The 24,939-nt window shown below is 69.6% G+C and carries 20 protein-coding genes, 2 pseudogenes and 1 riboswitch; of the genes and pseudogenes, 13 read left to right on the top strand and 9 right to left on the bottom strand.

The window, feature by feature from the left end; all coding sequences use genetic code 11:
• Positions 1–94: 94 nt before the first annotated feature.
• Positions 95–832, bottom strand: a complete 738-nt coding sequence (locus E3N94_RS13720) for a helix-turn-helix domain-containing protein (protein ID WP_134570418.1) — start codon at positions 830–832, stop codon at positions 95–97.
• Positions 833–1,463: 631 nt separating this feature from the next.
• Here E3N94_RS13720 and E3N94_RS13715 point away from each other — a divergent pair.
• The 8 genes from E3N94_RS13715 (at position 1,464) to E3N94_RS13675 (ending at position 10,153) form a co-directional block, all read left to right on the top strand.
• Entirely contained in the window at positions 1,464–1,871 is a 408-nt protein-coding gene (locus tag E3N94_RS13715) for a hypothetical protein (RefSeq protein WP_134570417.1), read from the top strand.
• 40 nt (positions 1,872–1,911) lie between these two features.
• Positions 1,912–2,163, top strand: coding sequence for a hypothetical protein (locus E3N94_RS13710; RefSeq protein WP_134401241.1), 252 nt, complete (start codon positions 1,912–1,914; stop codon positions 2,161–2,163).
• Between the two features lie 539 nt (positions 2,164–2,702).
• The gene (locus E3N94_RS13705) at positions 2,703–3,500 is read left to right on the top strand and encodes an RNA methyltransferase (protein ID WP_134570416.1); all 798 of its coding nucleotides are present in this window, start codon (positions 2,703–2,705) and stop codon (positions 3,498–3,500) included.
• Positions 3,501–4,045: 545 nt separating this feature from the next.
• Positions 4,046–5,374: a thiolase family protein gene (locus E3N94_RS13695; protein WP_134570415.1), complete on the top strand. Its 1,329-nt coding sequence runs from the start codon at positions 4,046–4,048 to the stop codon at positions 5,372–5,374.
• Position 5,375: 1 nt separating this feature from the next.
• Positions 5,376–6,215 (top strand): SDR family NAD(P)-dependent oxidoreductase, encoded by an 840-nt coding sequence (locus E3N94_RS13690; protein WP_104099199.1) that lies wholly within the window; start codon positions 5,376–5,378, stop codon positions 6,213–6,215.
• A 113-nt stretch (positions 6,216–6,328) separates the two neighbouring features.
• The gene (locus E3N94_RS13685; protein WP_134371443.1) at positions 6,329–7,378 is read left to right on the top strand and encodes an iron ABC transporter substrate-binding protein; all 1,050 of its coding nucleotides are present in this window, start codon (positions 6,329–6,331) and stop codon (positions 7,376–7,378) included.
• 154 nt (positions 7,379–7,532) lie between these two features.
• Complete coding sequence (locus E3N94_RS13680) at positions 7,533–9,032, top strand: iron ABC transporter permease (RefSeq protein WP_134342698.1); 1,500 nt, start codon at positions 7,533–7,535, stop codon at positions 9,030–9,032.
• Positions 9,029–10,153: an ABC transporter ATP-binding protein gene (locus E3N94_RS13675; protein ID WP_134570414.1), complete on the top strand. Its 1,125-nt coding sequence runs from the start codon at positions 9,029–9,031 to the stop codon at positions 10,151–10,153. Before E3N94_RS13680 ends, E3N94_RS13675 begins: the two co-directional genes overlap by 4 nt.
• A 284-nt stretch (positions 10,154–10,437) precedes the next feature.
• Here the strand turns inward: E3N94_RS13675 and E3N94_RS13670 are convergent, their stop codons facing one another.
• A complete protein-coding gene (locus E3N94_RS13670) occupies positions 10,438–11,880 on the bottom strand; it encodes a helix-turn-helix domain-containing protein (RefSeq protein ID WP_134570413.1) in 1,443 nt (480 codons plus the stop codon).
• A 154-nt stretch (positions 11,881–12,034) separates the two neighbouring features.
• On the opposite strand from E3N94_RS13670, the gene E3N94_RS13665 reads away from it, so the two are divergent.
• Positions 12,035–13,888 (top strand): phosphoenolpyruvate carboxykinase (GTP), encoded by a 1,854-nt coding sequence (locus E3N94_RS13665; RefSeq protein WP_104099203.1) that lies wholly within the window; start codon positions 12,035–12,037, stop codon positions 13,886–13,888.
• Positions 13,889–14,109: 221 nt separating this feature from the next.
• Positions 14,110–14,574 (top strand): glycosyl hydrolase-related protein, encoded by a 465-nt coding sequence (locus tag E3N94_RS17305; RefSeq protein WP_241987131.1) that lies wholly within the window; start codon positions 14,110–14,112, stop codon positions 14,572–14,574.
• Between the two features lie 185 nt (positions 14,575–14,759).
• On the opposite strand, the gene E3N94_RS17300 is transcribed toward E3N94_RS17305, so the two are convergent.
• Positions 14,760–16,955 (bottom strand): ABC transporter ATP-binding protein, encoded by a 2,196-nt coding sequence (locus tag E3N94_RS17300; protein WP_241987132.1) that lies wholly within the window; start codon positions 16,953–16,955, stop codon positions 14,760–14,762.
• 145 nt (positions 16,956–17,100) lie between these two features.
• Between E3N94_RS17300 and E3N94_RS13645 the strand changes: the two are divergent.
• Positions 17,101–17,277, top strand: a pseudogene (locus E3N94_RS13645) (ATP-binding cassette domain-containing protein); the annotation flags it as partial.
• A gap of 143 nt (positions 17,278–17,420) precedes the next feature.
• Here the strand turns inward: E3N94_RS13645 and E3N94_RS13640 are convergent.
• From E3N94_RS13640 to E3N94_RS13615, 6 genes and pseudogenes are all read right to left on the bottom strand, one after another.
• Positions 17,421–18,506, bottom strand: a pseudogene (locus E3N94_RS13640) (MFS transporter).
• Positions 18,507–18,600: 94 nt separating this feature from the next.
• Entirely contained in the window at positions 18,601–19,071 is a 471-nt protein-coding gene (ribH, locus tag E3N94_RS13635) for a 6,7-dimethyl-8-ribityllumazine synthase (RefSeq protein WP_104100365.1), read from the bottom strand.
• Complete coding sequence (ribB, locus tag E3N94_RS13630) at positions 19,068–20,333, bottom strand: 3,4-dihydroxy-2-butanone-4-phosphate synthase (protein WP_134570411.1); 1,266 nt, start codon at positions 20,331–20,333, stop codon at positions 19,068–19,070. Before ribB ends, ribH begins: the two co-directional genes overlap by 4 nt.
• Positions 20,330–20,962 (bottom strand): riboflavin synthase, encoded by a 633-nt coding sequence (locus E3N94_RS13625; protein WP_104100363.1) that lies wholly within the window; start codon positions 20,960–20,962, stop codon positions 20,330–20,332. Before E3N94_RS13625 ends, ribB begins: the two co-directional genes overlap by 4 nt.
• A gap of 7 nt (positions 20,963–20,969) precedes the next feature.
• Positions 20,970–21,986, bottom strand: coding sequence for a bifunctional diaminohydroxyphosphoribosylaminopyrimidine deaminase/5-amino-6-(5-phosphoribosylamino)uracil reductase RibD (gene ribD / locus E3N94_RS13620; protein WP_134570410.1), 1,017 nt, complete (start codon positions 21,984–21,986; stop codon positions 20,970–20,972).
• 98 nt (positions 21,987–22,084) lie between these two features.
• Positions 22,085–22,216: riboswitch (FMN riboswitch) on the bottom strand.
• A 111-nt stretch (positions 22,217–22,327) separates the two neighbouring features.
• Positions 22,328–23,083, bottom strand: coding sequence for an IclR family transcriptional regulator (locus E3N94_RS13615; protein ID WP_134342678.1), 756 nt, complete (start codon positions 23,081–23,083; stop codon positions 22,328–22,330).
• Between the two features lie 208 nt (positions 23,084–23,291).
• On the opposite strand from E3N94_RS13615, the gene dhaK reads away from it, so the two are divergent.
• Both dhaK and dhaL read left to right on the top strand, forming a co-directional pair.
• The gene (gene dhaK / locus E3N94_RS13610; protein ID WP_134342677.1) at positions 23,292–24,290 is read left to right on the top strand and encodes a dihydroxyacetone kinase subunit DhaK; all 999 of its coding nucleotides are present in this window, start codon (positions 23,292–23,294) and stop codon (positions 24,288–24,290) included.
• Positions 24,291–24,294: 4 nt separating this feature from the next.
• Entirely contained in the window at positions 24,295–24,939 is a 645-nt protein-coding gene (gene dhaL / locus E3N94_RS13605) for a dihydroxyacetone kinase subunit DhaL (protein ID WP_104100359.1), read from the top strand.

Here is a 24,939-nt window from a genome sequence, read left to right as displayed (position 1 = left end):
CCGCCCGGTCGGCGGCGCCCGCCCGGTCGGCGGCGCCCGCCCGGTCGGCGCCCGCCCGGTCGAAGCGCCCGCGTCTGGCCCGGTGTGGCGGCAATTAGCGAAGGTCGGCTGCAATTACGGCCGCGGCCGTCACAAGACGCGCGCCGATCGCGGCGTCACTCTGCCCGGTGCCGAGGTAGACGACCGCCAGAGCCGCCGGTGCCTCGCCGGGCATGACCAGCGGCACCGCCACGGAGGCCAGCCCCGGAATGACCTCGTCATGACTGGTGGCGAAGCCGCGCGCGCGCACGTCGGCGGCCTCGCCTCGGCGGACGCCCTCGCCGAGGTTCACCCACTGGGTCGCCGTGAGCAGGGACTGGATGGCGATCCCGGGTGCACCCCGGCCGAGCGGATGCCGCGTGCCGGGGCGCTGCGCGACCGTGGCGTGCGCCTGCCGCGGTTCCACGCTGACCAGAGTGACGACCTCCGCCCGGTCCAGCACGGTCACGAAGGCTGTCATCCCCAACTCGTTCGCGACGCTCGTCAGCTCGGGCAGCGCCGCGGCCTGCAGACCGCGGGAGACACCGCGGGCGAGCGCGGCCATCCGTGGGCCGAGGCGTACGGCGCCCGCGGCATCCCGGATCACGACCCCATGGTCCTCCAACGTGCGTAATATTCGGTAGGCGATCGAGCGGTGCACGCCGAGGGCGGCGGCCACGTCGGCAATGGTCAGGGCCTCGTCGGCGTCGGCGAGAATCTCGAGCACGCGGATGCCGCGCGACAGGGTCTGCAGATGCGGCGCACCGTTCGGGCCGTTGGCACTGGGCCCGCTGGGCTTGCTCTGCTCGCTCATCCCGTTACCCCGCTCATTGACGTCGACACGGTGCCATTCTCGCATTCGTGGTTCAGGGCCCGCGGTCGCCCCAGGAGCTATGCACTCGGAGTGTGCGTGCGCGTGCGTGCGTGCGTGTGTGCGTGTGTGTGGCCAACTCAGGAGACTCGGGTGCCGCGCGGCATCCGTCGCCCGGACCAGTGCGGGGAGCGAGGGGGTGGTGCGGCGCGTCTCCTGAGTTGGCCACACCACCGTGACGGCGCGCCCGCGCGCGAGGGTTCCCGGTCCTCGGGTCCGAATCCTCCTCGTGCATATCTCCTGCAAATTGTGGGGGGCCGCATCGCGCCCCCGTCCGGGTCTTTCGGCGGCCCGGGCCGGCGCCCCCACCAGCGTGCAGAAGTCATGCCGGGTTCGCGGAGGCTAACTCAGGAGTTCCGGGATCGGGGCGGCCGATTCGGCACGGGCCAGTGCGGACCCGTGCGCCACAGGTGCGGGATGGTGGTTTCGCCGCGGTGAATCTCCTGAGTTAGCCACACGGAGCGCTGTCGCCTCGCTGCGCGCATCCGTGCGCTGCCGCCGCGCCTCCGTGCGCTGACAGGCAAGACCCACGGGGGAGACCGGCCTATCGTGAGCCGAAATGACCGCGATCTGGGTGTCCGTGTGCCTGGTCGCCGCCGTCGCGGCGTCCGGCCTGGGAGCGGCGTGTGCGCTCACCGGGCTCCGGATGCCGGGCCGCGCCCTGGTCGCGGCTCCCACCATGGTCGTCATGACCGTCTCGTGCGCCGACATGGTGCTGCCGGGCATGAAGCTGCTCGGCTCCTTGGCCTGGGCGGGGCTCCTGGGCGGGGCGGCGCTGCTGTCCCTACTTGACCGGCGGCACCGCATGCCCGCCGCGCATCACGCCGTATCGCTGCTGCTGATGTCCGTAATGTGGGTCGCGATGCTGCCGGCGGCGTCGACTAAGGCTACGGCGGCTTCGGTTGGCTCGGTCGCGGTGGGCGGCTTCGGTTGGCTCGGTCGCGGTGGCCGGCGCTGGCGCCGGAACCAGTGCCACGGCTAGTGCCACCGCTGCCGCTGCGCCCGTTGCCGCCGGGACCGCTGTGGGAAACGGCGCCCATGCCGGGCACGCGCCGGCGATCACCGACGGCGGAACGCTGCCGGCCTGGCTTGTGGTGCTGCTGGCTGCGGCATCCGTTGCCCCCGCGGCCAGCGCCGTGCGGTCGGCGCGCCGCCCGACCGGGTCGGGGGTCGAGCCGGCCACGCTCCGACTGGAGTCGGCCCAGCACCTGAGTATGGCGCTGGCGATGACGTTGATGGCCGCGGGGATGTTCCTGTCGCTGACCGGTTGCTGACGGATGCCGGGCACCCCCTGACCGGGAGGAATCCGCAGCCATGATCTCACCATCACACGACCCGGCCGACAGCACAGTGCCGCCAGGACCGATCACCTAGGACCGGTCACACGGGACCGTGCCGACACGTCGAGCGGTGCGGCTAACTCAGGAGATGCGCCGCCGCATCCGTTGGATCGCCGCACTGGTCCGGGTGCCGGCTGCCGTCCCCCCGCCCGGATCTCCTGAGTTAGCCCCAGGGCGCAACCCTTACCGGTACATAACTCCTGCAAATCGAAGCCCGGCCGAAGCCGTTGCCTGTGCTCCGGGGGCCGTGAATCCGCTACCGGCGGGGCCACTCGGGCGCCGGGGCACCCAGGCTGTCCGTGCCCGACGGGCGGATGAAGGGTGCGGTTAACTCCGGAGATGCGCCGCGGCATCCGTGGGATCGCCGCACTGGTCCGGGTGCCGGCTGCCGTCCGCCGCCCGGATCTCCTGAGTTAGCCCCGAGGCGCCCCGCATCCAGCCACCCGCCCCCGCCCCGCGATTAGACTGATCGGATGCCCGTCATCGAGATCAGCGACCTCAGCGATCCGCGGCTTGCGGACTACGCCCATCTCACCGATGTGGCACTGAAAAAGGCGCGCGGTACCGAACACGGCCTGTATATAGCCGAATCAGCATTGGTTCTCGAGCGGGCCCTGCGCGCCGGACATCGGCCGCGGTCGGTGCTCACACTCGGCAACACCGCCCCGGAGGCCGGCGCCCTCGCCGGCGAGGACGTGCCGGTCTTCATCGGCCCGGGGGCGCTTCTCGCCGAGCTCACCGGCTACGTGCTGCACCGCGGCGTGATCGCCTCGATGCACCGGCCCGAGCTGCCCGACCCGGAGTCGCTACTCGCCGGCGCCCGCCGCATCGTGATCCTCGAGAATGTGTCCGACCCCACGAACGTCGGCGCGATCTTCCGCTCCGCCGGGGCCATCGGCGCCGACGCGATCCTGGTCACACCGCGCTGCTCCGACCCCTTCTACCGTCGCGCCATCCGCGTCTCGATGGGCACCGTGCTGCAGGTGCCCTGGACCCGCGTCGGCGACTGGCCGAGTACCCGCGCGCTGCTCACTCGGCACGGTTTCCACCTCGCCGCGCTCGCCCTGACAACGGATGCCGTGAGCCTGCGCGACTTCCCCGGGCACGAGCACGAGCGGCTGGCGCTGCTGCTCGGCGCGGAGGGTGAGGGGCTCACCCCGGACGCATTGGCGGCCTCCGACACCGTGGTGCAGATCCCGATGAAGCACGGCATCGACTCCCTCAACGTGGCCGCCGCCAGCGCCGTCGCGATGTGGGCGCTCTCGGGCTGACGCCCCGCCTGCCACACCCGAACCTGCACGGCTCACCGCCGCACGCCACACCCGCACCTGCACGGCTCACCGCCGCACGCCACACCCGCACGCCACACCCGCACGCCACACCCGCACGCCACATCCGCACGTCACACCCGAACCTGCACGGCTCACCGCCGCACGCCACACCCGGACGCCACACCCGCACGTCCCTGTCCTGCCGCGTTTGTGGCCAACTCAGGAGATACGTCGGCCGCGTTCTGTTAGCCCCCGGACCAGTGCGGCGGAACCCGCCGGACGACGGCTTCCCCACCGGATCTCCTGAGTTAGCCCCACGCGCAGCCCGTACCCCATGCGCAGCCCGTACCCCACGCGCGGTCCGTACCCCACGCGCAGCCCGTACCCCATGCGCAGCCCGAACCCCACGCGCGGTCCGTACCCCATGCGCAGCCCGTACCCCATGCGGAGCCCGAACCACACCCGCAGCCCGCAGCCCGCAGCCCACAGCCCACACGCGCTCCCCGCTCCGCGCCGCGGTGGCACCAGAAGCCTAGGCTGAGGTCATGAGCAACGAGGCTGTCATTGTCGATGTCGTGCGCACCGCGTCGGGTCGAGGCAAACCGGGCGGCGCCCTCTCGGGCGTGCACCCCGCGGACCTGCTGGCCGGGGTGCTGAGCGAACTGGTCACCCGCAACGGGCTCGATCCCGCGCTCGTCGACGACGTGATCGGCGGCTGCGTCAGCCAGGTCGGCGAGCAGGGCTACAACGTGACCCGCACCGCCCTGCTCAGCGCGGGTTTTCCCGACTCGGTGCCCGGCGCGACCATCGACCGGCAGTGCGGATCCAGCCAGCAGGCGGCCACGTTCGCCGCGCAGGGCGTGATGGCCGGCAGCTACGACATCGTCATCGCCTGCGGCGTCGAATCGATGAGCCGCGTGCCGCTGGGCTCGTCGCTCGGCACGGCCCAGAGCCCGCAGAACCAGCAAGGCGGGCAGAGCCCGCAGAACCAGCAAGGCGGGCAGAGCCCGCAGAACCAGCAAGGCGGGCAGAGCCCGCAGAACCAGCAAGGCGGGCAGAGCCACCAGAACCAGCAGAGTGTACAGATCCCGAATCCGCACGGCACGCTGATGCGCGACCGCTACCCTGACGGGCTCGTCAACCAGGGCGTCTCGGCCGAGCTGATGAACCAGAAGTGGAAACTGGGCCGCGGCGAACTGGATGCCTTCGCCGCCCGCTCGCACCGCCTCGCCGCGGCCGCCGCCGAACGCGGCGATTTCGACGGCGAACTGCGGCCGACGACTCTGCGGGACGGCCGGGTCGTGGCCGCCGACGAGACCATCCGCCCCGGCACCACCCTCGACTCCCTGGCCGCCCTGCCGCCGGCGTTCCGCACCGACGCCCTCGCCGCCCGCTTCCCAAAACTCGACTGGCACATCACCGCCGGCAACTCGTCGCCGCTCACCGACGGCGCCTCCGCGGCTCTGATCATGAGCGCCAAACGCGCCGCCCAGCTCGGCCTCAACCCGCGCGCCCGGTTCCACAGCTTCGCGGTGACCGGAAGCGACCCGCTCTTGATGCTCACGGGCGTGATCCCGGCGACCCGGCGCATCCTGGAGCGCTCCGGTCTCAGCATCGACGACCTCGACGCCTACGAGGTCAACGAGGCGTTCGCCACCGTGCCGCTGGTCTGGCTGCGCGAACTCGGCGCCGACCCGGCCCTGCTCAATCCGCGCGGCGGGGCCATCGCACTCGGCCACGCGCTCGGCTCCTCGGGCACCCGGCTCCTCGGCACCCTGCTCAACCACCTCGAACTGACCGGCGGCCGCTGGGGCCTGCAGACCATGTGCGAGGGCGGCGGCATGGCCAACGCCACCATCATCGAACGGCTCTGAGATGCGCGTCGACGGATGCTCCGCCCTCGTCACCGGAGCCGCCTCCGGCCTCGGGCTGGCCACCGCCACCGCCCTGGCCCACGCTGGGGCAGCGGTCGTGCTGCTCGACCTGCCCGGCACCAGTGGGGAGCAGGCGGCGGTCGTGATCGGCGGCCGGGCGTGTTTCGTGCCGGGTGACGTCACCCGCACCGAGGACGTGCAGGCCGCCGTCGACGCCGCCGCCGCGATCGCCCCGCTGCGCATCGTGGTCAACTGTGCCGGCATCGCCCCCGGCCAGCGCACCGTCGACCGCACCGGGGCCCCGCTGCCGCTGGACGACTTCGACCGGGTCATTCGCATCAACCTCGTCGGCACGTATAACGTGATCCGGCTGGCCGCGGCCGCCATGCAGGCTACCAGCCCGATCGGCGGCACGGACGGAGCCCCCGGGACGAACGGCACGGACGGCACCCCCGGCACGATCGACCAGACGGCCGGCACCGTCCCGGAGCGCGGTGTGATCGTGAACACGGCATCCGTCGCAGCCTTCGACGGGCAGATCGGTCAGGCGGCCTATGCCGCCTCGAAGGGCGGCGTCGCCGCGATGACCCTGCCGCTCGCCCGCGAATTCGCCCGATCGTTGATCCGGGTGGTGGCGATCGCGCCCGGCATCTTCGACACCCCGCTGCTTCAGGGGCTCCCCGAGAACGTGCGCGAGTCCCTCGCGGCGCAGGTCCCACACCCTTCCCGGCTCGGCAACCCGGCCGCGTTCGCCGCGCTCGTGCGGCACATCGTCGAGAACCCGATGCTTAACGGCGACACCATCCGGCTCGACGGTGCCATCCGGATGCCGCCCCGCTGACCGGGGCCGAGCCTGTGTATTCCCCTGCGGCCCCGACGACGCCAATTTCTTTAGGGTAGGCTTACCTAAAAGCACTGCGGGTCATGCCCGCACGACAGTAGGGACGCAACACGATGATCTTGACACGCCGCTGGGCACTGCTTACCGCTATCGGAACGGTGGCCCTGCTCGGGGTGACCGGGTGCAGCGCACCTGAGGAATCCAGTCCTGGTGCTACCGACGCGTCCACCCCGTCGGGTTCGATCACGGTCTACAACGCCCAGCACGAGGAACTGACCCAGGCCTGGGCCGACGAATTCACCGCGGAGACCGGCGTCACCGTCACGCTCCGCAACGGCGACGACTCGGAACTCGGCAACCAGCTCGTGCAGGAAGGCGCCGCGTCGAAGGCCGACGTGTTCCTCACCGAGAACTCGCCCGCGATCAGCCTCGTCGACAAGGCCGGCCTGTTCGCCCCGGTCGACGACGCCACGCTGGCCCAAGTTCCCAAGCAGTTCCAGCCGTCCACCGGCACCTGGACCGGCATTGCCGCCCGCTCGACCGTGTTCGCCTACAACCCGAGCATGATCAGCGCGGGCGAACTGCCGGCCTCGCTGCTCGACCTCGCCGACCCGGCCTGGGCCGGCCGCTGGGCCGCGTCGCCCTCCGGCGCCGACTTCCAAGCCATCGTCAGTGCGCTCCTCGAGCTCAAGGGCGAAGCCGCAACGAGTGACTGGCTCGCGGCCATGAAGGAGAACGCGGTCGTCTATAAAGGCAACAGCACCGTGATGAAGGCCGTCAACGCGGGTGAGATCCCCGGCGGCGTGATCTACCACTACTACTGGTTCGCAGACCAGGCCGGTACGGGCGAGAACAGCTCCAGCACCCAGATGCACTACTTCAAGAACCAGGATCCCGGTGCGTTCGTCAGCGTCTCCGGCGGCGGAGTGCTCGAGACCAGCGCGAACCCCGTGGCCGCTCAGGCGTTCCTCGCTTTCATCACCGGCAAGGCCGGCCAGGAAATCCTGAAGACCGGCACCTCGTTCGAGTACCCCGTTTCCGACGCGGTCGACGCGAACTCCGCGATGGTGCCGCTTCGCGAACTCGACGCCCCCGTCATCGACCCGTCCAAACTCAACAGCACCAAGGTCACCGATCTGATGACCGAGGCCGGTTTCCTCTAGGCTGAAACTGGTGATACCTGCAGCCCCCCCGACCGCGAAACCGGCGCCCGACCCGTCGGACACCGGTCGCGGAGCCGTCGCCGAAACCGGCGCAACGGGGCTTGCGGGGCGCACGGATGCCGCCGGCCGGGTCGGCAAACGACCGTCACCATTCATCGTGGCGGCCGCCGTCACCGTGTCCGTGCTCGGGCTGCTGCCGCTGGGCTACGTCATCGTCACCGGTATCCTGACCGGTTGGCCGACTCTCTCGGCGCTCGTGTTCCGGCCGCGGGTCGGCGAACTGCTCCTGAACACGATCGGGTTGGTCGTGATCACGGTGCCGCTGACCGCGGCGATCGGGGTGGCCGCCGCGTGGCTGGTCGGCCGTACCTCCCTGCGCGGCCACCGGGTGTTCGCCGTGCTTCTGGCGACGCCGCTCGCGGTGCCGGCCTTCGTCAACAGCTACGGCTGGGTAAGCGCCGTACCCTCCTTGAACGGGCTCTGGTCCGGGGTTCTGATCGCCACCCTGTCGTACTTCCCGTTGGTCTACCTGCCCTGCGTCGCCGCGCTCCGTCGGCTGGACCCCACGGTCGAAGAGGCAGCAGAGTCGCTCGGCAGCGGTGCCTGGGGCGTCTTCTTCCGCGTCATCCTGCCCCAGTTGCGGCTGCCGATCCTCGGCGGCGCCCTGCTGGTAGGGCTGCACCTGCTCTCCGAATACGGCGCGTTCGCGATGATCCGCTTTGACACCTTCACCACCGCCATCGTGGAGCAGTACCGGTCCACGTTCAACGGCCCCGCGGCCAACGCCCTCGCCGGCGTTCTCGTGCTGCTGTGCCTGTTCCTGTTGATCGGGGAGTCCGGTGCCCGCGGACGCTCCCGGTACGCCCGCATCGGCTCGGGTGTGGCCCGGGTCACGCCGCGGCGCTCCCTCCGCGCCTTCACGCCGGTCGGCTACCTGTTCCTCGGTGGGCTGTTCGCACTCGCGATCGGAGTCCCGTTCTGGAGCGTCATCCGCTGGCTCTACCAGGGCGGCGCAATCGTGTGGACCGATGCCGTGCTGGTCCAGGCCCTGCTGCAGACCGTGGGCTACGGCCTCGTCGGCGCCGCGGTCACCTGTGTACTCGCGTTCCCGATCGCGTTCCTCGCGGTGCGCTACCCGAGCCGGCTGTCCCGCGGCCTCGAATCGGTCAACTACCTCACCAGTTCCCTCCCTGGGATCGTCACGGCCCTCGCGTTGGTGACCATCAGCATCCGTTTCGTGCAGCCGCTCTACCAGACCACCGTGCTGGTGATCGTGACGTACTTGCTGATGTTCCTGCCGCGCGCGCTGGTGAACCTCCGGGCCGGGCTCGCACAGGTTCCGGTCGGACTGGAGGAGGCGGCCCGGTCGCTCGGCAAGCATCCGTTCGCCGCGTTCCTCAGTGTCACCACCCGCTTCTTCGCGCCCTCGGCCCTGGCCGCGGGGGCGCTCGTGTTCCTCGGCATCGTCACCGAGCTGACCGCTACGCTGCTGCTGGCCCCGAGCGGCACCCGCACCCTCGCGATACAGTTCTGGTCGAAGGTGAACGACATCAATTACGTCGGCGCCGCGCCCTACGCCCTGCTGATGATCGTGCTGAGCCTGCCGGTCACCTACCTGCTGTTCGCCCGCTCCCGGCTGACGAGCGTGTCATGACCGCCGCCATCGAACTGTCCGGGGTCAACAAGAGCTTCGGCAGCAGCCGTATCCTCGAGGACATCGCCCTCTCGGTGCCGGAGGGTAGCCGCACGGTCGTGGTCGGCTCGTCCGGGTCGGGCAAGACCACCCTGCTGCGCCTGATCAGCGGCTTCGAGCTGCCCGACTCGGGCACCATCAGCGTGCTCGGTCGCACTGTGGCCGGCCCGGGCGCGGCCGTGGCCGCGCATCGGCGCGGGATCGGCTTCGTCGCGCAGGACGGCGCCCTGTTCCCGCACCTCACCGTGGGCCAGAACATCGCGTTCGGCCTCGGCCCGGCGCTCCGCGGCGGCACCCGCAAGCAACGCGCCCGTGCCGTGAGCGAGCTGCTCGAGATGGTGTCGCTGAGGCCCGACTTCGCCGCCCGCCGCCCCGACGAACTGTCCGGCGGCCAGCAGCAGCGCGTGGCCCTGGCGCGGGCCCTCGCCCGCCAGCCGCGGGTGATGCTCCTCGACGAACCGTTCTCCTCCCTCGATGCCGGACTGCGGGCGGCAACCCGCGACATCGTCGCCGAAACGCTGGAGCGCGTCGGCATCACCACGGTGCTCGTCACCCACGACCAGGCGGAGGCGATGAGCTTCGCCCACCAGCTCGCGGTGCTTCGCGACGGCAACCTCTGCCAGGTCGGGCCGCCGCGCGAGGTCTACTGGCGCCCCGTCGACCTGTTCACGGCCCGGTTCCTCGGCGACGCGGTCGTGCTGCCGGCCACCATCTCGGACGGTTTCGCCGCCTGCGCGCTGGGCACAGTCGCGGTCGCCCCCACCAGCCTGCGCGGCGACGCCTGCATCATGCTGCGCCCGGAGCAGATCATGGTCGAGCACTGCGAGTCCGGAGGGGCGGATGCCGCCGCCTCCTGTACCGGCCAGGTCGAAGCGGTCGATTTCTACGGGCCCGAGGTGCAGCTGGCGGTGCGCCTGTTCTGCGTGGGCGCCCCGGCGTCCGGCTTCCCCCAGAGCCCCGGGACGCAGAGCCCCGGGACGCTGGTGCACGTAAGGCAGCACGGCACGATGGGCACCGTCGTGGGCAGCCGGGTCAGCCTCACCGCCCGTGGCACCGCCACCGCGTTCGCCGCCCGCCCCTGACCCTCGCCCTGCCGCCCGTCGGGCCGCTCCGTCGGGCCCTGCCCCTCGCCGTGCCGCCCGTCGTCCCCTGTCCGCGCCGAGCGTACGCTGTTCATCACCGAGGGAGCGCCGTGTCCGGTATCGAACCAATTCGACGGAGATTCTCGCAAAAAGAAGCAGTTTCGGAGCGTTCGGGACCGTTTCTGCCAAAATCTCCGTCGAATTCGTTCGACGGAGACGGAGACGAAGTCGTCTTCGTCGACGGATGACCCGACGACGTAAGTGGCTCAGCGCCAGGATCCCCACTACTCCGCGGCGTGCGCCTCGAGGAACTCGTAAACCTCGGTGTCGTCGACGCCGGGGAAGGTGCCGCTGGGCAGCGGCGACAGCACGTGCGCGTGCAGCCGGGCGCTCGGCCAGGCCTTGCCGGCCCAGCGCGAGGAGACCTCGGAGGCCGGGCGGCGACAGCAGGACTCGTCCGGGCAGCGGGACACCGCCCGCTGCGTGGTCTCCCGGCCGCGGAACCACTTGGCCTGCACGAAGGGCACGCCGACGCTGATCGAGAACTCGCCGGCATCCGTCGCCCCGGTCTGGGTGGCGCACCAGAAGGTGCCGGCCGGCGTGTCGGTGTACTGGTAGAACTCGGTGGTGCGGTTGGTGTGGGTGAAGGCGCTGCGGGCGCTCCACTGCTTGCAGACGAACTGGCCCTCGATCGAGCCGGTCACGTCGGCCGGCAGGGGAAGGTCGTCGTTCTCGTAGCCCTTCTGCAGGGCGCCGTCGCCGGTGACGCGCAGGAAGTGCAGCGGCATGTCCAGGTGCGAGGTCGCCAGGTTCGTCAGTCGCAGCGCCGCGGCCTCGTGGGTCACCCCGAAGGCGTCGCGGAAGTCCTCGACCGAGAGCTCGCGTTCGCGCTTGGCGTGGGAGAGGAACGCGACGGATGCCGCCTGCGGCATCAGGCAGGCGGCCGCGAAGTAGTTGATCTGCAGCCTTTGCCAGAGGAACTCGGCGTAGCTGCCCGGCCGCTCGTGGCCGAGCAGCCGGTGCCCCATGGCCTGCAGCGCCATCGAGCGCAAGCCGTGACCGCCGGGGATCGACGCCGGCGGCAGGTAGATGCGGTGATTGACCAGGTCGGTGACCGACCGAGTCGAGCCGGGCAGGTCATTGACGTAGATGAGGTTGAAGCCGAGCTGCTCGGCCATCACGCTGACCTCCCGGTGGGTGAGGGCGCCCGACACATGCCCGGATGCCCGCACTCGGTCTTCGGCGAGCTGCTCGATGTCGGGCATGAAATTATCTTGTTCGCGCATCTGTTCGCGCAGTTCCGTGTTCGCGCGACGGGCCTCTTCCGGCGTGGCGATGGCTTCGCTGGCGCGGCGGGCGAGTTCGCGGTGCAGACCGAGAAGGGACTTGAGCGCCGCCATCGGCATGCCCTTGGTCATCTTCACCCGCGGCAGGCCGAGGGCGCCGTAGAGCGGATTGCGCTGCGCGCGCTCCAGCTCGATCTCGAGTGCGGCCCGCGTGTTCGGCGCTTCGTTTTTGAGCAGGTCGGTGAGCTCCACGTCGACGGCGGTGGCAATGTCCTGCAACGTCGACAGCTTGGGGGAGCGGCGGCCGTTCTCGATCAGGGAGAGCTGGCTCCCGGCCATGCCGACCTGCTCGCCGAGCTGGTCGAGCGTGAAGCCGCGCTCGGCCCGGAAATGACGGACACGGAGTCCCAGGGTGATCAGATCAGCGGCACGTGTCGACATTCCTTAACGATAACGAAAGATTCGCTGTTCTTAACCTGAGCACTTCCGGCACCGGTGGCATCGGTGGATCATTGTGGAGAGGGGAGGCGTATTTGCGTCCCCCCACGACTGCAGACCACTGGTTCACGCCGGATTGACCACGAAAGGCCAGGAGATGACAATCGCGAATTCCCGACTTGAGACCGGCGGGGGCGAGTCCCGCTATGTTGCCGGCACCACCGACCCCAACCTTCAGGCCTGGGTGGACGAAATTGCCCGGCTGACCCAGCCCGACGCCGTCGTCTGGTGCGACGGATCGTTGCGCGAAGCCGATGTGCTCGCGAAACAGCTCGTAGCCGAGGGCAAGCTCATTCACCTGAACCCGGAGTGGCGCCCCAACAGCTACCTGGCCCGCACGAGCCCGTCGGACGTGGCGCGCGTCGAGGACCGCACCTTCATCTGCTCGGTCGACCCGGGCGATGCCGGCCCCACCAACAACTGGGCCGACCCGGACGCGATGCGGGGCGAGCTGCAGGGAGTCTTCGCGGGCAGCATGCGCGGGCGCACGATGTACATCGTGCCGTTCTCGATGGGCCCGCTTGGCGGCCCCATCTCCCAGCTCGGCGTGGAGATCACCGACTCGCCCTACGTGGTGCTGAACATGGGCATCATGACGCGCATGGGCCAGAAGGTGCTGCACATGATCGAGGCCGGAGCCCCCTGGGTGCACACCGTGCACAGCGTGGGCTACCCGCTGGTCGACGCCGAGGGGCGCCGCCGTAGGGACGTCTCCTGGCCGTGCAACGACACCAAGTACATCGTGCAGTTCCCGGAGACCCGCGAGGTGTGGTCCTTCGGCTCGGGCTACGGCGGCAACGCACTGCTCTCGAAGAAGTCGTTCGCGCTGCGGATCGCATCCGTCATGGCCCGCGACGAGGGCTGGCTGGCCGAGCACATGCTCCTGATCAAGGTAACCTCCCCGGAGGGCGGCGTGTCGCACCTGGCCGCGGCTTTCCCGTCGGCCTGCGGCAAGACGAACCTGTCGATGCTGCGCCCGACCATCCCCGGGTGGAAGGTCGAGACCATTGGCGACGACATCGCCTGGCTGCGCCCCGGGCCCGACGGGAGGCTGTACGCGATCAACCCGGAGGCCGGCTTCTTCGGTGTGGCCCCCGGAACCGGCGAGGTCACCAACCCGACCGCCGTGGCCACCGTCTGGGGCAACACGATCTTCACGAACGTCGCACTGCGCGACGACGGCGACGTGTGGTGGGAGGGTCTGACCGAGACCACTCCCAGCCACCTGATCGACTGGGAGGGCAAGGATTGGACGCCCGCCTCCGGCCGCCCGGCCGCCCACCCCAACTCCCGCTTCACGGTTGCTGCGGCGCAGTGCCCGTCGATCGCCGACGACTGGGAGGCCTTCGGCGGCGTGCCGATCGACGCCATCCTCTTCGGCGGACGCCGCGCGACGAACGTGCCGCTGGTGGCCCAGGCCCGCAGCTGGAAGCACGGCGTGTTCATGGGCGCGACCATCTCCTCGGAGAAGACCGCGGCCGCCGAGGGCACCGTCGGCGAGTTGCGCCGCGACCCGTTCGCGATGCTCCCCTTTTGCGGCTATAACATGGCGGACTACTGGGCGCACTGGCTCAAGGTCGGCCGTGGTCTCGGCGGCAAGGCGCCGGAGATCTTCCAGGTGAACTGGTTCCGCAAGGGCGCGGACGGAAGCTTCCTCTGGCCCGGTTTCGGCGAGAACTCCCGCGTGATCGAGTGGATCGTGCGCCGCGTCGAAGGCTTCGCGAATGCCGTGGACACCCCGATCGGACACCTCCCGGTCCAGGGTGGCCTCGACCTGAAGGGTCTGGACCTGGCCGACGCGGATGTCGAGCAGCTCTTTGCGATCGACCCGGCCTCCTGGCTGGCCGAGTGCGACCTCACTGAGGAGTACTTCGCCAAGTTCGGCGACCGGGTGCCGCCGGCGCTGCTCTCCGAGCTCGCGAGCGTGCGCTACAACCTCCGAAACGCGTAGCGGAGCTCGGCGCCGCTGGTGCGCTGCGGCATCCGTTGCTGACGAATTCGACGGAGATTTTGCTCCCGTGGGGCTGTTTCGGGTGTGTAAACCGCTTCAGATCCGAAAATCTCCGTCGAATTAGTTCACGAGCGCCCGCAGTGGCGGACGTGTGGGGCCGGGGGGCGGTCGTACGCTGCTGTCAGTCGGGCGGCGGTGCCCGGCGGGAAGTCGCAGGTGCGGTGGAAGACGACGGCGGACTCGTGGAGAAACGCATCGACCGGTTCGTGCGGGCGCGGTTGCGCCCGGCGGTGCACCGGGCATCCGTGTCGCTGCGGGCCGGCGCCGGTATCCCCGAGGCGGTCGCGGAGGGGTACCGGCTGAACCTGCCGCTTTGTTCGGTGACCGGGGTGAGAGCGGCCCGCGTGGATCCGTTGATCGAGGTCGACCACCCGGCCGTCATGGTCGAGGCGGTCAAGCTGGCCGAGGACCGCAGCGGGGATCTGATCGTGCGGCTCTACGAGGCGCACGGGTCGCGGGTGCGGGTGCGGGTCATCCGTCACTTCGCCGCGACGGATGCCACCGAAACCGACCTGCTGGAACGCCCCCTGACCGCGCCGCGGGCTCCGTTCGCCGCCGATGGCTCCGCGCTGACGCTCGAGCTGCGTCCCTTCCAACTGGTCACCCTGCGCTTCGCGCGCCACTGACCGCCCGCGGTCCCGGCCGCACTACTACCCGCCCTGTTACCCGCCCACCTACCCGCTGTCCGCGCGCTGACAGGGTCACATGCGCCTAACGAATTCGACGGAGATTTTGGCTAGATCGGGTGTTTCAGGCCCAAAACTGGCGGTTTCGACTAAATTCTCCGTCGAATTGGTTCGGGCAGTCCAGGCTAAACGAGCAGCTGGTGCTTGGCGAGCTCGCGGTAGAGCGGCGTCGAGGCGACCAGCTCGGAGTGCGTGCCGGTGCCGATGACCTGACCGTGGTCGAGCACCACGATCTGGTCGGAGTCGACCACGGTCGACAAGCGGTGCGCGATCACGATCAGGGTACGGTCCACGGCGACCGCGTCTATCGCGGCCCGCATCTTCTGCTCGTTGACGCCGTCGAGACTCGAGGTGGACTCGTCCAGCAGCAGGATGGGCGGCGCGGCCAGCAGGGCGCGCGCGATCGCCAGCCGCTGGCGTTCGCCGCCGGAGAGCATCACGCCGGACTCGCCGACCGCCGCGCCCAGCCCGGCCGGGTCGCGCTCGAGCACCTCGGAGAGGTTCACGGCGTGCAGCACGGCGATGCACTCCTCGTCGGTGGCGTCGGGCGTGGACAGGGTCAGGTTGTCTCTCAGCGAACCGGCCAGCACGGGGGCGTCCTGTTCGACGTAGCCGATCTGCGAGCGCAGCGCGGTGCGGTCGAGGGTGCGGATGTCCAGTCCCCCCATGCGCACAACGCCTCCGGTCGGGTCGTAGAAGCGCTCGATCAGGGCCAGGATGGTGCTCTTGCCGGCACCGGACGGGCCGACCAGGGCGGTGCGCTTGCCGCGCGGGGCGTCGAAGGAGACGCCGCGGAGCACCGGGCGGGGCTTGCCGGCGGCGTCGGCGTCGCTGCGCTCGGTCGCCCGTTCGGTCGCCTGCTCGGCAGCATGGTCGGCCGCGGCCGCGGAGCGGTCAGCGGCCGCGAGATCTGCCTCGACGAGGTCGGGTTCGGCCAGCACGGCCTCCATCACGGCCGGAACTACGATGGCGGTCTCGAGCACGAACGGAGCCGCGACGGCGGTCTCGATCATCGCGTTCTCGGCGGCGACGAGCTCGGCATCGGAAGCCGTGTGAGCGGAACGCCCGGCACCGGAAAGAGCGGGGGAATCCGCCGACGCAGCCGCAGCAGAGCCGATAGTCCCCGCACCGGCTGCGGCGCCGGCAACACGGCCGACACCGGCAGCACCGGCCTGCGACCCGGCCTGCGACCCGGCCTCCGCACCCGCGGCATCCGTCGCTGCCGAGGCGACCAGGTAGCCGAACTGCACGTTCTCGAACGAGATCGCCGGGGCATCCGGCCGCACCGACTCGTTGGCGGCGCCGACCGTGATGGCCAGAGGGGCGATGTCGCGGTCGAACTGGTCCTCGGTGGGCAGGTCGATGATCTCCTGGATGCGGCCGAGGGCGCCGAGCGCGGCGTTCACGGAGGTGATCGCGCCGAACGCCTGGCCGAGCGGCACGATCATCAGAAACAGGAACAGGATGAACGCGATCAGGTCCGCGATCGTGATGGTGCCGCTGGCCACGCGGAAGCCGCCCACGCCCAGCACGACCAGGAACGACACCTGCATGGCGATGCCGGCGATCGGCACGACGAGGGCCGAGATCCTCGCGACCTGGATGCCCATCCGCCAGGCGCCCTTGGCGTCCTCCTCGACGGCGGCGATCTCCCGGTCGGTGGCGTTCGAGGCGCGCACGGTGCGCACCGCGCTGATGGCGCGCTCGACACTGGCGGCGAGGTCGCCGACCTTGGCCTGCGCGGCGAGGCTGGCGGCACGGATGCGCTGCGACAGCAGTGTGACGGTGACCACCGACACGGCGATCACCAGTACCGTCAGGCCGAGCAGCACCGGATCGATCACGAGCATGGCGATGAGCGCGCCGACGAACGTGAGCGACCCGCCGATCGCCTCGACCAAACCCTGGGTGAGCACGGCCCGCAGCAGCGTGGTGTCCGACCCCACCCGGGAGACCAGGTCGCCGGTGCGGCGGGTGTCGAATTCGCTGATCGGAAGGCGGAGCATCCGCCCGATCAGTTTGCGGCGGCTGGAGAGCACGACGCCCTCACCGGTGCGCTGCAGCAGATAGTGCTGGTAGCCGCTGATCAGGGCGGAGATGACGACGAGTGCGACCAGCGCCCACACCAGGCTGCCGAGCGCGTCACCCTCCTGCACGATGGTGATGACCTGGCTGACCAGGAGCGGCTGGGCGAGGCTGGCGAGGGCGCCGAGGATGCTGAGTACGATGACGAAGCCGAGCACCTTCTTGTGCTCGAGCAGATACGGGACCAACTGGCTGAACGTCGCGCGGGGTCCGCCGGCATCGTCGCGGCGCCCCATCCGGCCGAGGCGACCGCGACCGGCCGTGCGACCGGCCGTGCTGGTGGGCGGGCGGGCGGCGGAACGGGGGTTGCTGGGGGTACTCACTGAATGATCTTAACCGCATCCCGCTTGGGATGGGCCCGGCGGTCTCCAGCAGGGAACCGTGCCGGAGCCCGTCGTCGTGGCCGGGAATCTCGTGACGAGGCACCAGGATTTCGCCGCCGTGGACGGCATTTCCTTCGAGGTGGCGCCCGACGAATCCTTCGGACTGCTCGGCCCGAACGGGGCCGGCAAGTCCACCACCATGCGCAGGCTGGGCGCCGTCTCGACCCGCACCGGCGAGACCTATGATCCTGCTCGGCCTGGCCTTCACGACCCGGCGCCTGCGCACCCTGTTCCTCGACTGACCCGGGTCTCGACAGGTTCGACCACCGGTGGTCGAGAGCTGGCCGAGAGCCGGCCGAGAGCCAGCCGAGAGCCAGGTCAGTGCTCGATGTCGATGTCGCGGGTCTTGCGGCTCAGCAGCAGGGCGACCAGGGCGATCACGGCCATCACCGAGAGGTAGACGCCGACCCAGAACGGGCTGCCCTCGCCGAGGGTCCACAGCCAGATCGCGATGAACGGAGCCACCGCCGCCCCGAGGATCGAGCTCATGTTGTACGCGAAAGCGGAGCCGGTGTAGCGCACGCTGGTCGGGAACAATTCGGGCAGCAGCGCGCCCATCGGCCCGAAGGTCATTCCCATCAGCGGCACGAAGAGCAGGCCGAATCCGATGATCGCCAGGGTCACGAAGATCAGGGTCTTGCGGCGCCCGTGCCTGTCGGCCCAGGGGCCGGAGGCCAACGTGAACACGCCGAAGAACAGCACGTAAGTGGCCAGCATGATGAAGGTGCCGAGGATCAGCTGGCGCCAGTGCGACCGGAACACGGCCGCGAGCGGCAGTTTCTCCACACGCTTGGTGGCGACGACCTGTGTGAAGGCGTCGGATTCGACCAGGCGCGGGCGTACCCAGAGGCCGACGACGACCATCACCGCGGAGAAGAGGAACGGGATGCGCCACGCCCACTCGAGGAACGCGTCCGAGGGGCGGGTCGGGTCGTCAGCGGGTCGGGTCATCACCGGGCAGGGCCAGTGCGATGGCCAGGAACAGGCCGTTGGCGATGATGAAGCCGAGCGGGGCGCCGACCTGCGGGAACGTGCCGTACCAGGCGCGCTTGCCGACCGGGGCGTTCTCGGTCGCGACCAGCGCGGCGCCGGACCACTCCCCGCCGAGTGCGAAGCCCTGGGCGAGGCGCAGGACCACGAGCAGGTCCGGCGTGAGCCAGCCGATCATGGCGTAGGTGGGCAGCACCCCGATCAGGAAGGTTGCGATGCCCATGGTCAGCAGTGCCCCGACGAGAGTGGCCTTGCGGCCCCTCTTGTCGCCGAAGTGGCCGAAGACCAGCGCGCCGATGGGGCGGGCCACCATGGCCGCGCCGAAGACGGCGAACGACGCCGGCAGCGCCGTGGTCTCGTTTCCGGTCGAGAGTACAGGTGCGGGAAGTCGAGAAGGGCGGCCGTTTGTGACAGCCGCCCTTGCACCCTACGTCCGGAGTCTCGGCTCCGCTAATCCTCGGCTCACGCTCCGGAAACGATACGGATGCCGCCGCATTATGGTCGTGTCTTACTCGCGCAGCTTCTGCAGCAGCTGAGCGGTCGCGATGGCCGCCGCGGCCGCCTCCTCGCCCTTGTCCTCCTTCGAGCCGGGCAGGCCCGCCCGGTCCAGGCCCTGCTGCTCGTCGTCGAGGGTGAGCACGCCGAAACCCACCGGCTTGCCGGTGTCCAGCGCCACCCGGGTGAGGCCATCCGTTGCCGCCGACGACACGTACTCGAAGTGCGGGGTGCCGCCACGAATGATCACGCCGAGCGCGACAACCGCGTCGGCGCCGTTGTCGAGGGCCACCTTGCATGCAACCGGCAGCTCGAAGCTGCCGGGAACCCGCACGAGCGAGTAGCGGGCACCGGATGCCTCGAGCACCCGGGTCGCACCGGCGATCAGCCCGTCGGTGATCACGTCATGCCAGCGTCCGGCGACGATCACGATGTCCAGCCCGGTTCCGTCGATCTCGATCTCCGGGGAGCCTGCTCCGCTCATAGTGCGATTCCTTTCAGCATGTCTGCTTCTGTGATGTGGTGGCCCATCCGGTCGCGCTTGACGGCCAGGTAGTCCTGATTGTGCGTGCCGACGCCGACGACGAGCGGCACTCGCTCGGTCACGGTGATGCCGTGCGCCTCGAGCTGGCGCACCTTCTCCGGGTTGTTGGTCAGCAGCCGCACGGCGGACAGGCCCAGGTCGTGCAGGATGGCCGTGGCGGCGCCGTAGTCTCGGGAGTCGGCGGGAAGGCCCAGCGCCACGTTGGCGTCGAAGGTGTCCAGGCCGTCCTCCTGCAGCTTGTAGGCGCGCAGCTTGTTGATCAGCCCGATGCCGCGGCCCTCCTGGCCGCGCAGGTAGACGACGACGCCGCCGCCGAGCTCCTGAATGGTCTCCAGGGCGGCATCCAGTTGAGGCCCGCACTCGCATTTGAGCGAGCCGAACGCCTCACCGGTGAGGCACTCGGAGTGCACCCGCACGATCGCGCCGTCGGCGGGGGTGCCGGAGACGATGGCCACGTGGTCGGCGCCGGTCATCCGGTCCCGGTAGGCGCGCACCTGGAAGTAGCCGTGCCGGGTGGGCACCGTGGTCTCCACCTCGAAGTCCACCCGCGGCGATTCGAGGATCGGGCTGACTGTGGGCAGCTCGGTGTCGGTGTGGAACTCCTGCAGGTAGGCGATCAGGTCCTTGATGGTGATCACCAGCACGCCCTCGCGCTCGCCGAGGGCGAGGAGCCCGGGCAGGCGCATCATCTCGCCGTCTTCGGCGACGATCTCGCAAATTCCGGCGACCGGTACGAGGCCGGCCAGTTTCATCAGGTCGACGGCCGCCTCCGTGTGGCCGTCCCGCTCGCGCACACCGCCATCCCTCGCACGCAGCGGCATGATGTGGCCGGGCCGGTGCAGGCTGGACGGCGTCGAGGCCGGATCGGCCAGCACGCGCAGGGTGTGCGCGCGGTCGGCCGCGCTGATCCCGGTGCTGAGCCGGTCGGCCGCGTCGACCGACACCGTGTAGTTCGTGCCGCGGGGGTCCTCATTGTTCGGCACCATCACCGGCAGATCGAGCTTGTCGGCTAGGTCGTTGGTCATCGGCGCGCAGATGAAGCCGGAGGAGTACCGCACGGTCCAGGCGATCCACTCCTGCGTGGCCATCTGGGCGGAGATGATCACATCGCCCTCATTCTCACGGCCCTCGTCGTCGGCGACGATGACCGGTTTCCCGAGCCGGAGGGCATCCAGCGCGGTAGGAATGTCGGCGAGGCTCATGAGTGGCTCCTTTTCGATCCGGCGTCCGCCAGGGCGAGCATGCGCTCCACGTGGCGGGCCAGGATGTCGGTTTCGATGTTGACGTGATCGCCGATCGTGCGCTGTCCCAGCGTCGTAACGGTGAGGGTTTCGGGGATGAGAGAGACTTCGAACCACTGGTCCGGTTCGCTCGCCGGGCTGATGTTGCTGACGGTCAGCGAGACGCCGTCCACGGCGATGGAGCCCTTGCCCACCACGAGCGGGGCGAGTTCGGCGGAGAGGCTGAACCGCAGCACCCGCCAGGCCTCACCGGGGGTGACGGCCAGCAGGGTGCTGGTGCCGTCGATGTGGCCCTGCACGATGTGGCCGCCCAGGCGGTCGCCGACGAGGGCGGCGCGCTCGAGGTTGACCGGGCTGCCGGCGCGGGCGGCATCGAGGGTGGACATGAGGAGGGTCTGGGCCATCACGTCGGCGGTGAAGGTGTCGCCGGTCCGCTCCACCACGGTGAGGCAGACGCCGTTGACCGCGATCGAGTCGCCGTGGCCGGCGTCGGCTACGACTCTCGGGCCGCGGATGGTGAGGCGGGCGGCATCCGTGGATCGCTCCACCTTCTCGACCTGGCCGAGTTCCTCGATGATTCCGGTGAACATGATTGTCCTATCTCGGCCGGGCGACGACGAGGAGGTCGTCGCCGAGTCGGTCGTAATGGTCGACGGCCAGGCGGCGCTGGTCGGTGATGCCGGCCACCCCGATGTCGCCCAGGGCGAGCCGGGCGCCGCCGAGCAGCGTGGGCGCGAGGTACACGAGGTACTCGTCGACCAGCCCGGCCGCGACGAACGCACTGGCGAGAGTGGGCCCACCCTCGATGAAGGCGTGACGGATGCCGCGCCGGTGCAGGTCGTGCAGCACGGCCAGCAGATCGTCGGTGGCGAAGAAGAGGGGCGGATGCGGGTGGGCGCGGAGGGCGGCGTCGTTGGGGATGCCGCGGGTGCCGATCACGACCGGCACCGGCTGCGTGGGCAGAAGCTTTCCAGCGGCGTCGCGGGCGGTCAGGGCAGGGTCGTCGGCGAGCGCGGTGCCGGTGCCGACGAGGATGGCGCCGGCTGCCGCGCGCCGCCGGTGCACGTCCTGCCGGGCCTCCGGTCCGCTGATCCAGCGGCTGGTCCCGTCGTCGGCCGCCGTGCGCCCGTCGAGGCTCGACGCCCACTTGAGCGTCACGAACGGGCGCCCGAGACGGGCGGCGACGAGCCAGTCGGCGAGGAATGGTTCGACCTCGTCGGCGAGCAGCCCGCCGGTGACGTCGATTCCGGCGCCGTGGAGCCGGTCGGCCCCGCCCGAGGAGCCGACGCCGGGGTCGGCGACGGCGTAGACGACCCGGCGGACGCCGGCGTCGATCAGGGCGAGCGAGCAGGGGCCGGTGCGGCCGGTGTGGTTGCAGGGTTCGAGGGTGACGACGGCGGTGGCACCGCGGGCGGCGCCGGCGGCGAGCCGGCTCAGGGCGACAACCTCGGCGTGGGGGGTTCCGGCGCCGAGATGCCAGCCTTCGGCCAGGACCTGCCCGGAATCGTCGAGGAGAACACAGCCGACGCGGGGGTTCGGGCCTGTGGCCGGCCCATTCGCGGCCAGCGCGAGCGCACGCCGCATGGTGGCCTCGAGCGCCGCTTGGTCCGTCATTCCCGTCCTGTCCGTTGGTGCAACGAACTCCGGGTTTTCGGTGCGGCGAACACCATGTGGGTTGCGAAACCCGCCGACCGACCGGAATGGTCCATCGACTCGTGCGCCTCTCATCCGGACTTTAACCGTCGGTGCTGGAATTTCACCAGCTCAACCGTTCCGCTTTGGGAGCGGCACGGGTCGCGGACTTTCACCGCCGGTTCGGACTTACACCGACCCCGGAGCACGTTTCATATAACTACTACTAGTTATATCCCAACGCGTCGGCCATAGAAAAATTCCCGTTCGAGAGTGCGGCCTGCGATGGGCGCTCACGACTGCGGATGCGCGGCGACGGCCGGTTACAGGGCCCGCGGCGGCCAGGTGCTGGCGCCGAGTTCCCGGGAGATGTTCCGGGCCGTCTCACGCAATCCGTTCAGCACGCTGGAGTCGGGAGGCCACTCGCTCGACGGTACGACAACGGCGACCGCGGCTATGACATTGCCGCGGGTGTCGACCACGGGCGCCGCGATCGACGACTCGCCCAGCACGGCCTCGTCCTCTTCGGTGGCGATGCCGTCGCTCACGATCGACACGAATTGGATGGCCAGCTGAGCCGGGTCGGTGATCGTGGCGCCGGTGAGACTGCGCAGGGGCCTCCCCAGCAGTCCGGAGGCGTATTCCGGACTGTATGCGAGGAGGACTTTGCCCATTGCCGAGGCGTGGGCCGGGATGGACAGGCCCGTTTCGGGCATCTGCTGGCTGCCGTCAGGCCGCTGGTTGTGGTGAATGATGATGACCTCGTCGAACAATTGCACCCCCAGACGTGTGGACAGTCCGGTTCTGCGCGCGAGTTCGAGGGTCCAGCGCATGGCCCGCGCGCGCACGTCGAGCGTGTCGAGGTAGACATTCGAGAGTTTGAGCAGGGCCGGGCCGAGCATGTACCGGGTGCCGCCAGGCTCCTGCGCGACAAGACCGTGGCCCTGCAGCGATTTGACGATGCCGTGCACGGTCGAGACCGGCAACCAGAGTTCGGTGGCGAGTTCGGTTATGCCGAGGTGGCGTGCGCCCTGCAACGTCGACAGCACTTTTGCCGCACGATCGATGGCTTGAATCACAGCTGCACCTCCGGTTGATTCCTTAAGTATGCCGCGTCACCAACGCGTCTTCATGCGACGTGTTGACATTGGGCCACTCTCTGGAGGATATTCGACATTATCGAATTGCGTTCTGTATTTCTTTGAGTCGCGAGGGAAAGTGTCTCGCGGATCCAGCTCGAAAAGTTCAACGGAGAGCAAACATGAAGATAATCCTGGAGGTCTCAACATGAAGAAACTAATCAATTCCCCGGAGACGGTTCTCGCCGATTCCCTCATCGGCGTGGCGGCCGCACACCCGGAACTTCGCGTCGACCACGTCAACCGCATCATCTACCGGACAGACCCGACCAGAGCAGGCAAAGTCGCCCTGCTCTCTGGTGGGGGAACCGGCCATGAGCCGCTCCACGGCGGTTTCGTCGGTGTGGGAATGCTTGACGCGGCCTGCGCCGGGGCGGTCTTCACCTCGCCGACACCCGACCAGATGCTCGAGGCCACGAAAGTCGTGGACAGCGGAGCGGGCGTGCTGCACATCGTCAAGAACTACACGGGCGACGTGATGAACTTCGAAATGGGCGCGGAACTGGCCGCGGCTGAGACCGGGATCGAGGTTGCCGTCGTGGTCGTCAACGACGACGTCGCGGTCGAGGATTCCACCTTCACCGCAGGCCGCCGGGGCGTCGGAACCACTGTCCTGCTCGAGAAGATCGCGGGTGCGGCAGCCGAGGAAGGCCGCGACCTCGCGGCCGTCACCGCGGTGGCCCGCCAGGTCAATGAGTCCGGCCGTTCCATGGGCGTGGCCCTCAGCAGCTGCACGGTTCCCGCGGCCGGAAAACCGACCTTCGAACTTGCCGAAGGCGAGATGGAGATCGGCGTGGGCATTCACGGGGAGCCGGGCCGCCGCCGGGTGCCGCTGGCCGGGGCCGCCGAGGTTGCCCGTCTGCTCGTCGAGCCGATCCTCGCCGACCTGGACTTCACCGGCGCCCCGACGATCGTGATGGTGAATGGGCTGGGCGGAACCCCGTTGATCGAGCTCTATGTCATGTATGCCGAAGTCAGGAAGATCCTCGACGCCGCCGGCATCACGGTTGCCCGCTCCCTCGTGGGCAACTACATCACCGCGCTGGACATGGCGGGCTGCTCCGTCACGATCCTCAAGGCCGACGAGGACCTGCTTCATCTGTGGGATGCGCCGGTGAACACCGCCGGGCTGCGCTGGGGAATCTAGCACCATGACGAATGACACGATCAGCCTTGACCAGCTCACCGGCTGGCTCACCCGTTTTCGCGACTTGGTGACCGAGCAGGTCTCCTACCTCACCGAACTGGATTCGGCCATCGGCGACGCGGACCACGGCTCGAACATGACCCGCGGCATGGATGCGGTCCTCGAGAAAATCCAGGCCTCACCGGTCGTGGCCGTCGACGAACTGTTCAAGGGCGTGGGCATGACCCTGGTGACGTCCGTGGGTGGTGCCAGCGGCCCCCTGTACGGCACCTTCTTCCTGCGGATCGGTACCTCGGCAGGACCGGTCAGCACCCTGGACGCGCCCGGCCTGGCGGCCGCGCTTCGTGCAGGGCTGGGCGGCGTCGTTGCCCGCGGCAAGGCCGAGGCCGGGGATAAGACCATGTTCGACGTCCTCGCTCCCGCGCTCGACGCGTTCGACGCCGACCTCGTCGTTTTCTCCGATATCTCCTCGGCGGCCCGTGCTGCCTACTCCGCTGCACAAGCGGGGCGGGATGCCACCGCACCCCTGATCGCCCGCAAGGGCAGGGCCAGTTACCTGGGGGAACGCAGCATCGGCCACATCGACCCGGGAGCCGCGTCGACGTCGCTGCTTTTCCAGGCTCTGGCCGAGATCCTCGACAAGGAGTAG

It is taken from the genome of Cryobacterium sp. Sr3 (assembly GCF_004402835.1).
In the GTDB taxonomy this organism is placed as follows: Bacteria; Actinomycetota; Actinomycetes; order Actinomycetales; family Microbacteriaceae; genus Cryobacterium; species Cryobacterium sandaracinum.
Note: the sequence above shows the minus strand (reverse complement) of the source record. Positions and strands in the feature narration are given on the sequence as shown.

Excerpts from the sequence above, each read along its gene's own strand:
- dhaK (WP_134342677.1), top strand. The coding sequence starts at position 23,292 with ATGAAGAAACTAATCAATTCCCCGGAGACGGTTCTCGCCGATTCCCTC.
- E3N94_RS13625 (WP_104100363.1), bottom strand. The coding sequence starts at position 20,962 with ATGTTCACCGGAATCATCGAGGAACTCGGCCAGGTCGAGAAGGTGGAG.
- E3N94_RS17300 (WP_241987132.1), bottom strand. The coding sequence starts at position 16,955 with ATGGGGCGCCGCGACGATGCCGGCGGACCCCGCGCGACGTTCAGCCAG.
- E3N94_RS13690 (WP_104099199.1), top strand. The coding sequence starts at position 5,376 with ATGCGCGTCGACGGATGCTCCGCCCTCGTCACCGGAGCCGCCTCCGGC.
- E3N94_RS13675 (WP_134570414.1), top strand. The coding sequence starts at position 9,029 with ATGACCGCCGCCATCGAACTGTCCGGGGTCAACAAGAGCTTCGGCAGC.
- E3N94_RS13705 (WP_134570416.1), top strand. The coding sequence starts at position 2,703 with ATGCCCGTCATCGAGATCAGCGACCTCAGCGATCCGCGGCTTGCGGAC.
- ribB (WP_134570411.1), bottom strand. The coding sequence starts at position 20,333 with ATGAGCCTCGCCGACATTCCTACCGCGCTGGATGCCCTCCGGCTCGGG.
- E3N94_RS13720 (WP_134570418.1), bottom strand. The coding sequence starts at position 832 with ATGAGCGAGCAGAGCAAGCCCAGCGGGCCCAGTGCCAACGGCCCGAAC.
- ribH (WP_104100365.1), bottom strand. The coding sequence starts at position 19,071 with ATGAGCGGAGCAGGCTCCCCGGAGATCGAGATCGACGGAACCGGGCTG.
- E3N94_RS13665 (WP_104099203.1), top strand. The coding sequence starts at position 12,035 with ATGACAATCGCGAATTCCCGACTTGAGACCGGCGGGGGCGAGTCCCGC.
- ribD (WP_134570410.1), bottom strand. The coding sequence starts at position 21,986 with ATGACGGACCAAGCGGCGCTCGAGGCCACCATGCGGCGTGCGCTCGCG.
- dhaL (WP_104100359.1), top strand. The coding sequence starts at position 24,295 with ATGACGAATGACACGATCAGCCTTGACCAGCTCACCGGCTGGCTCACC.
- E3N94_RS13670 (WP_134570413.1), bottom strand. The coding sequence starts at position 11,880 with ATGTCGACACGTGCCGCTGATCTGATCACCCTGGGACTCCGTGTCCGT.
- E3N94_RS13695 (WP_134570415.1), top strand. The coding sequence starts at position 4,046 with ATGAGCAACGAGGCTGTCATTGTCGATGTCGTGCGCACCGCGTCGGGT.
- E3N94_RS13685 (WP_134371443.1), top strand. The coding sequence starts at position 6,329 with ATGATCTTGACACGCCGCTGGGCACTGCTTACCGCTATCGGAACGGTG.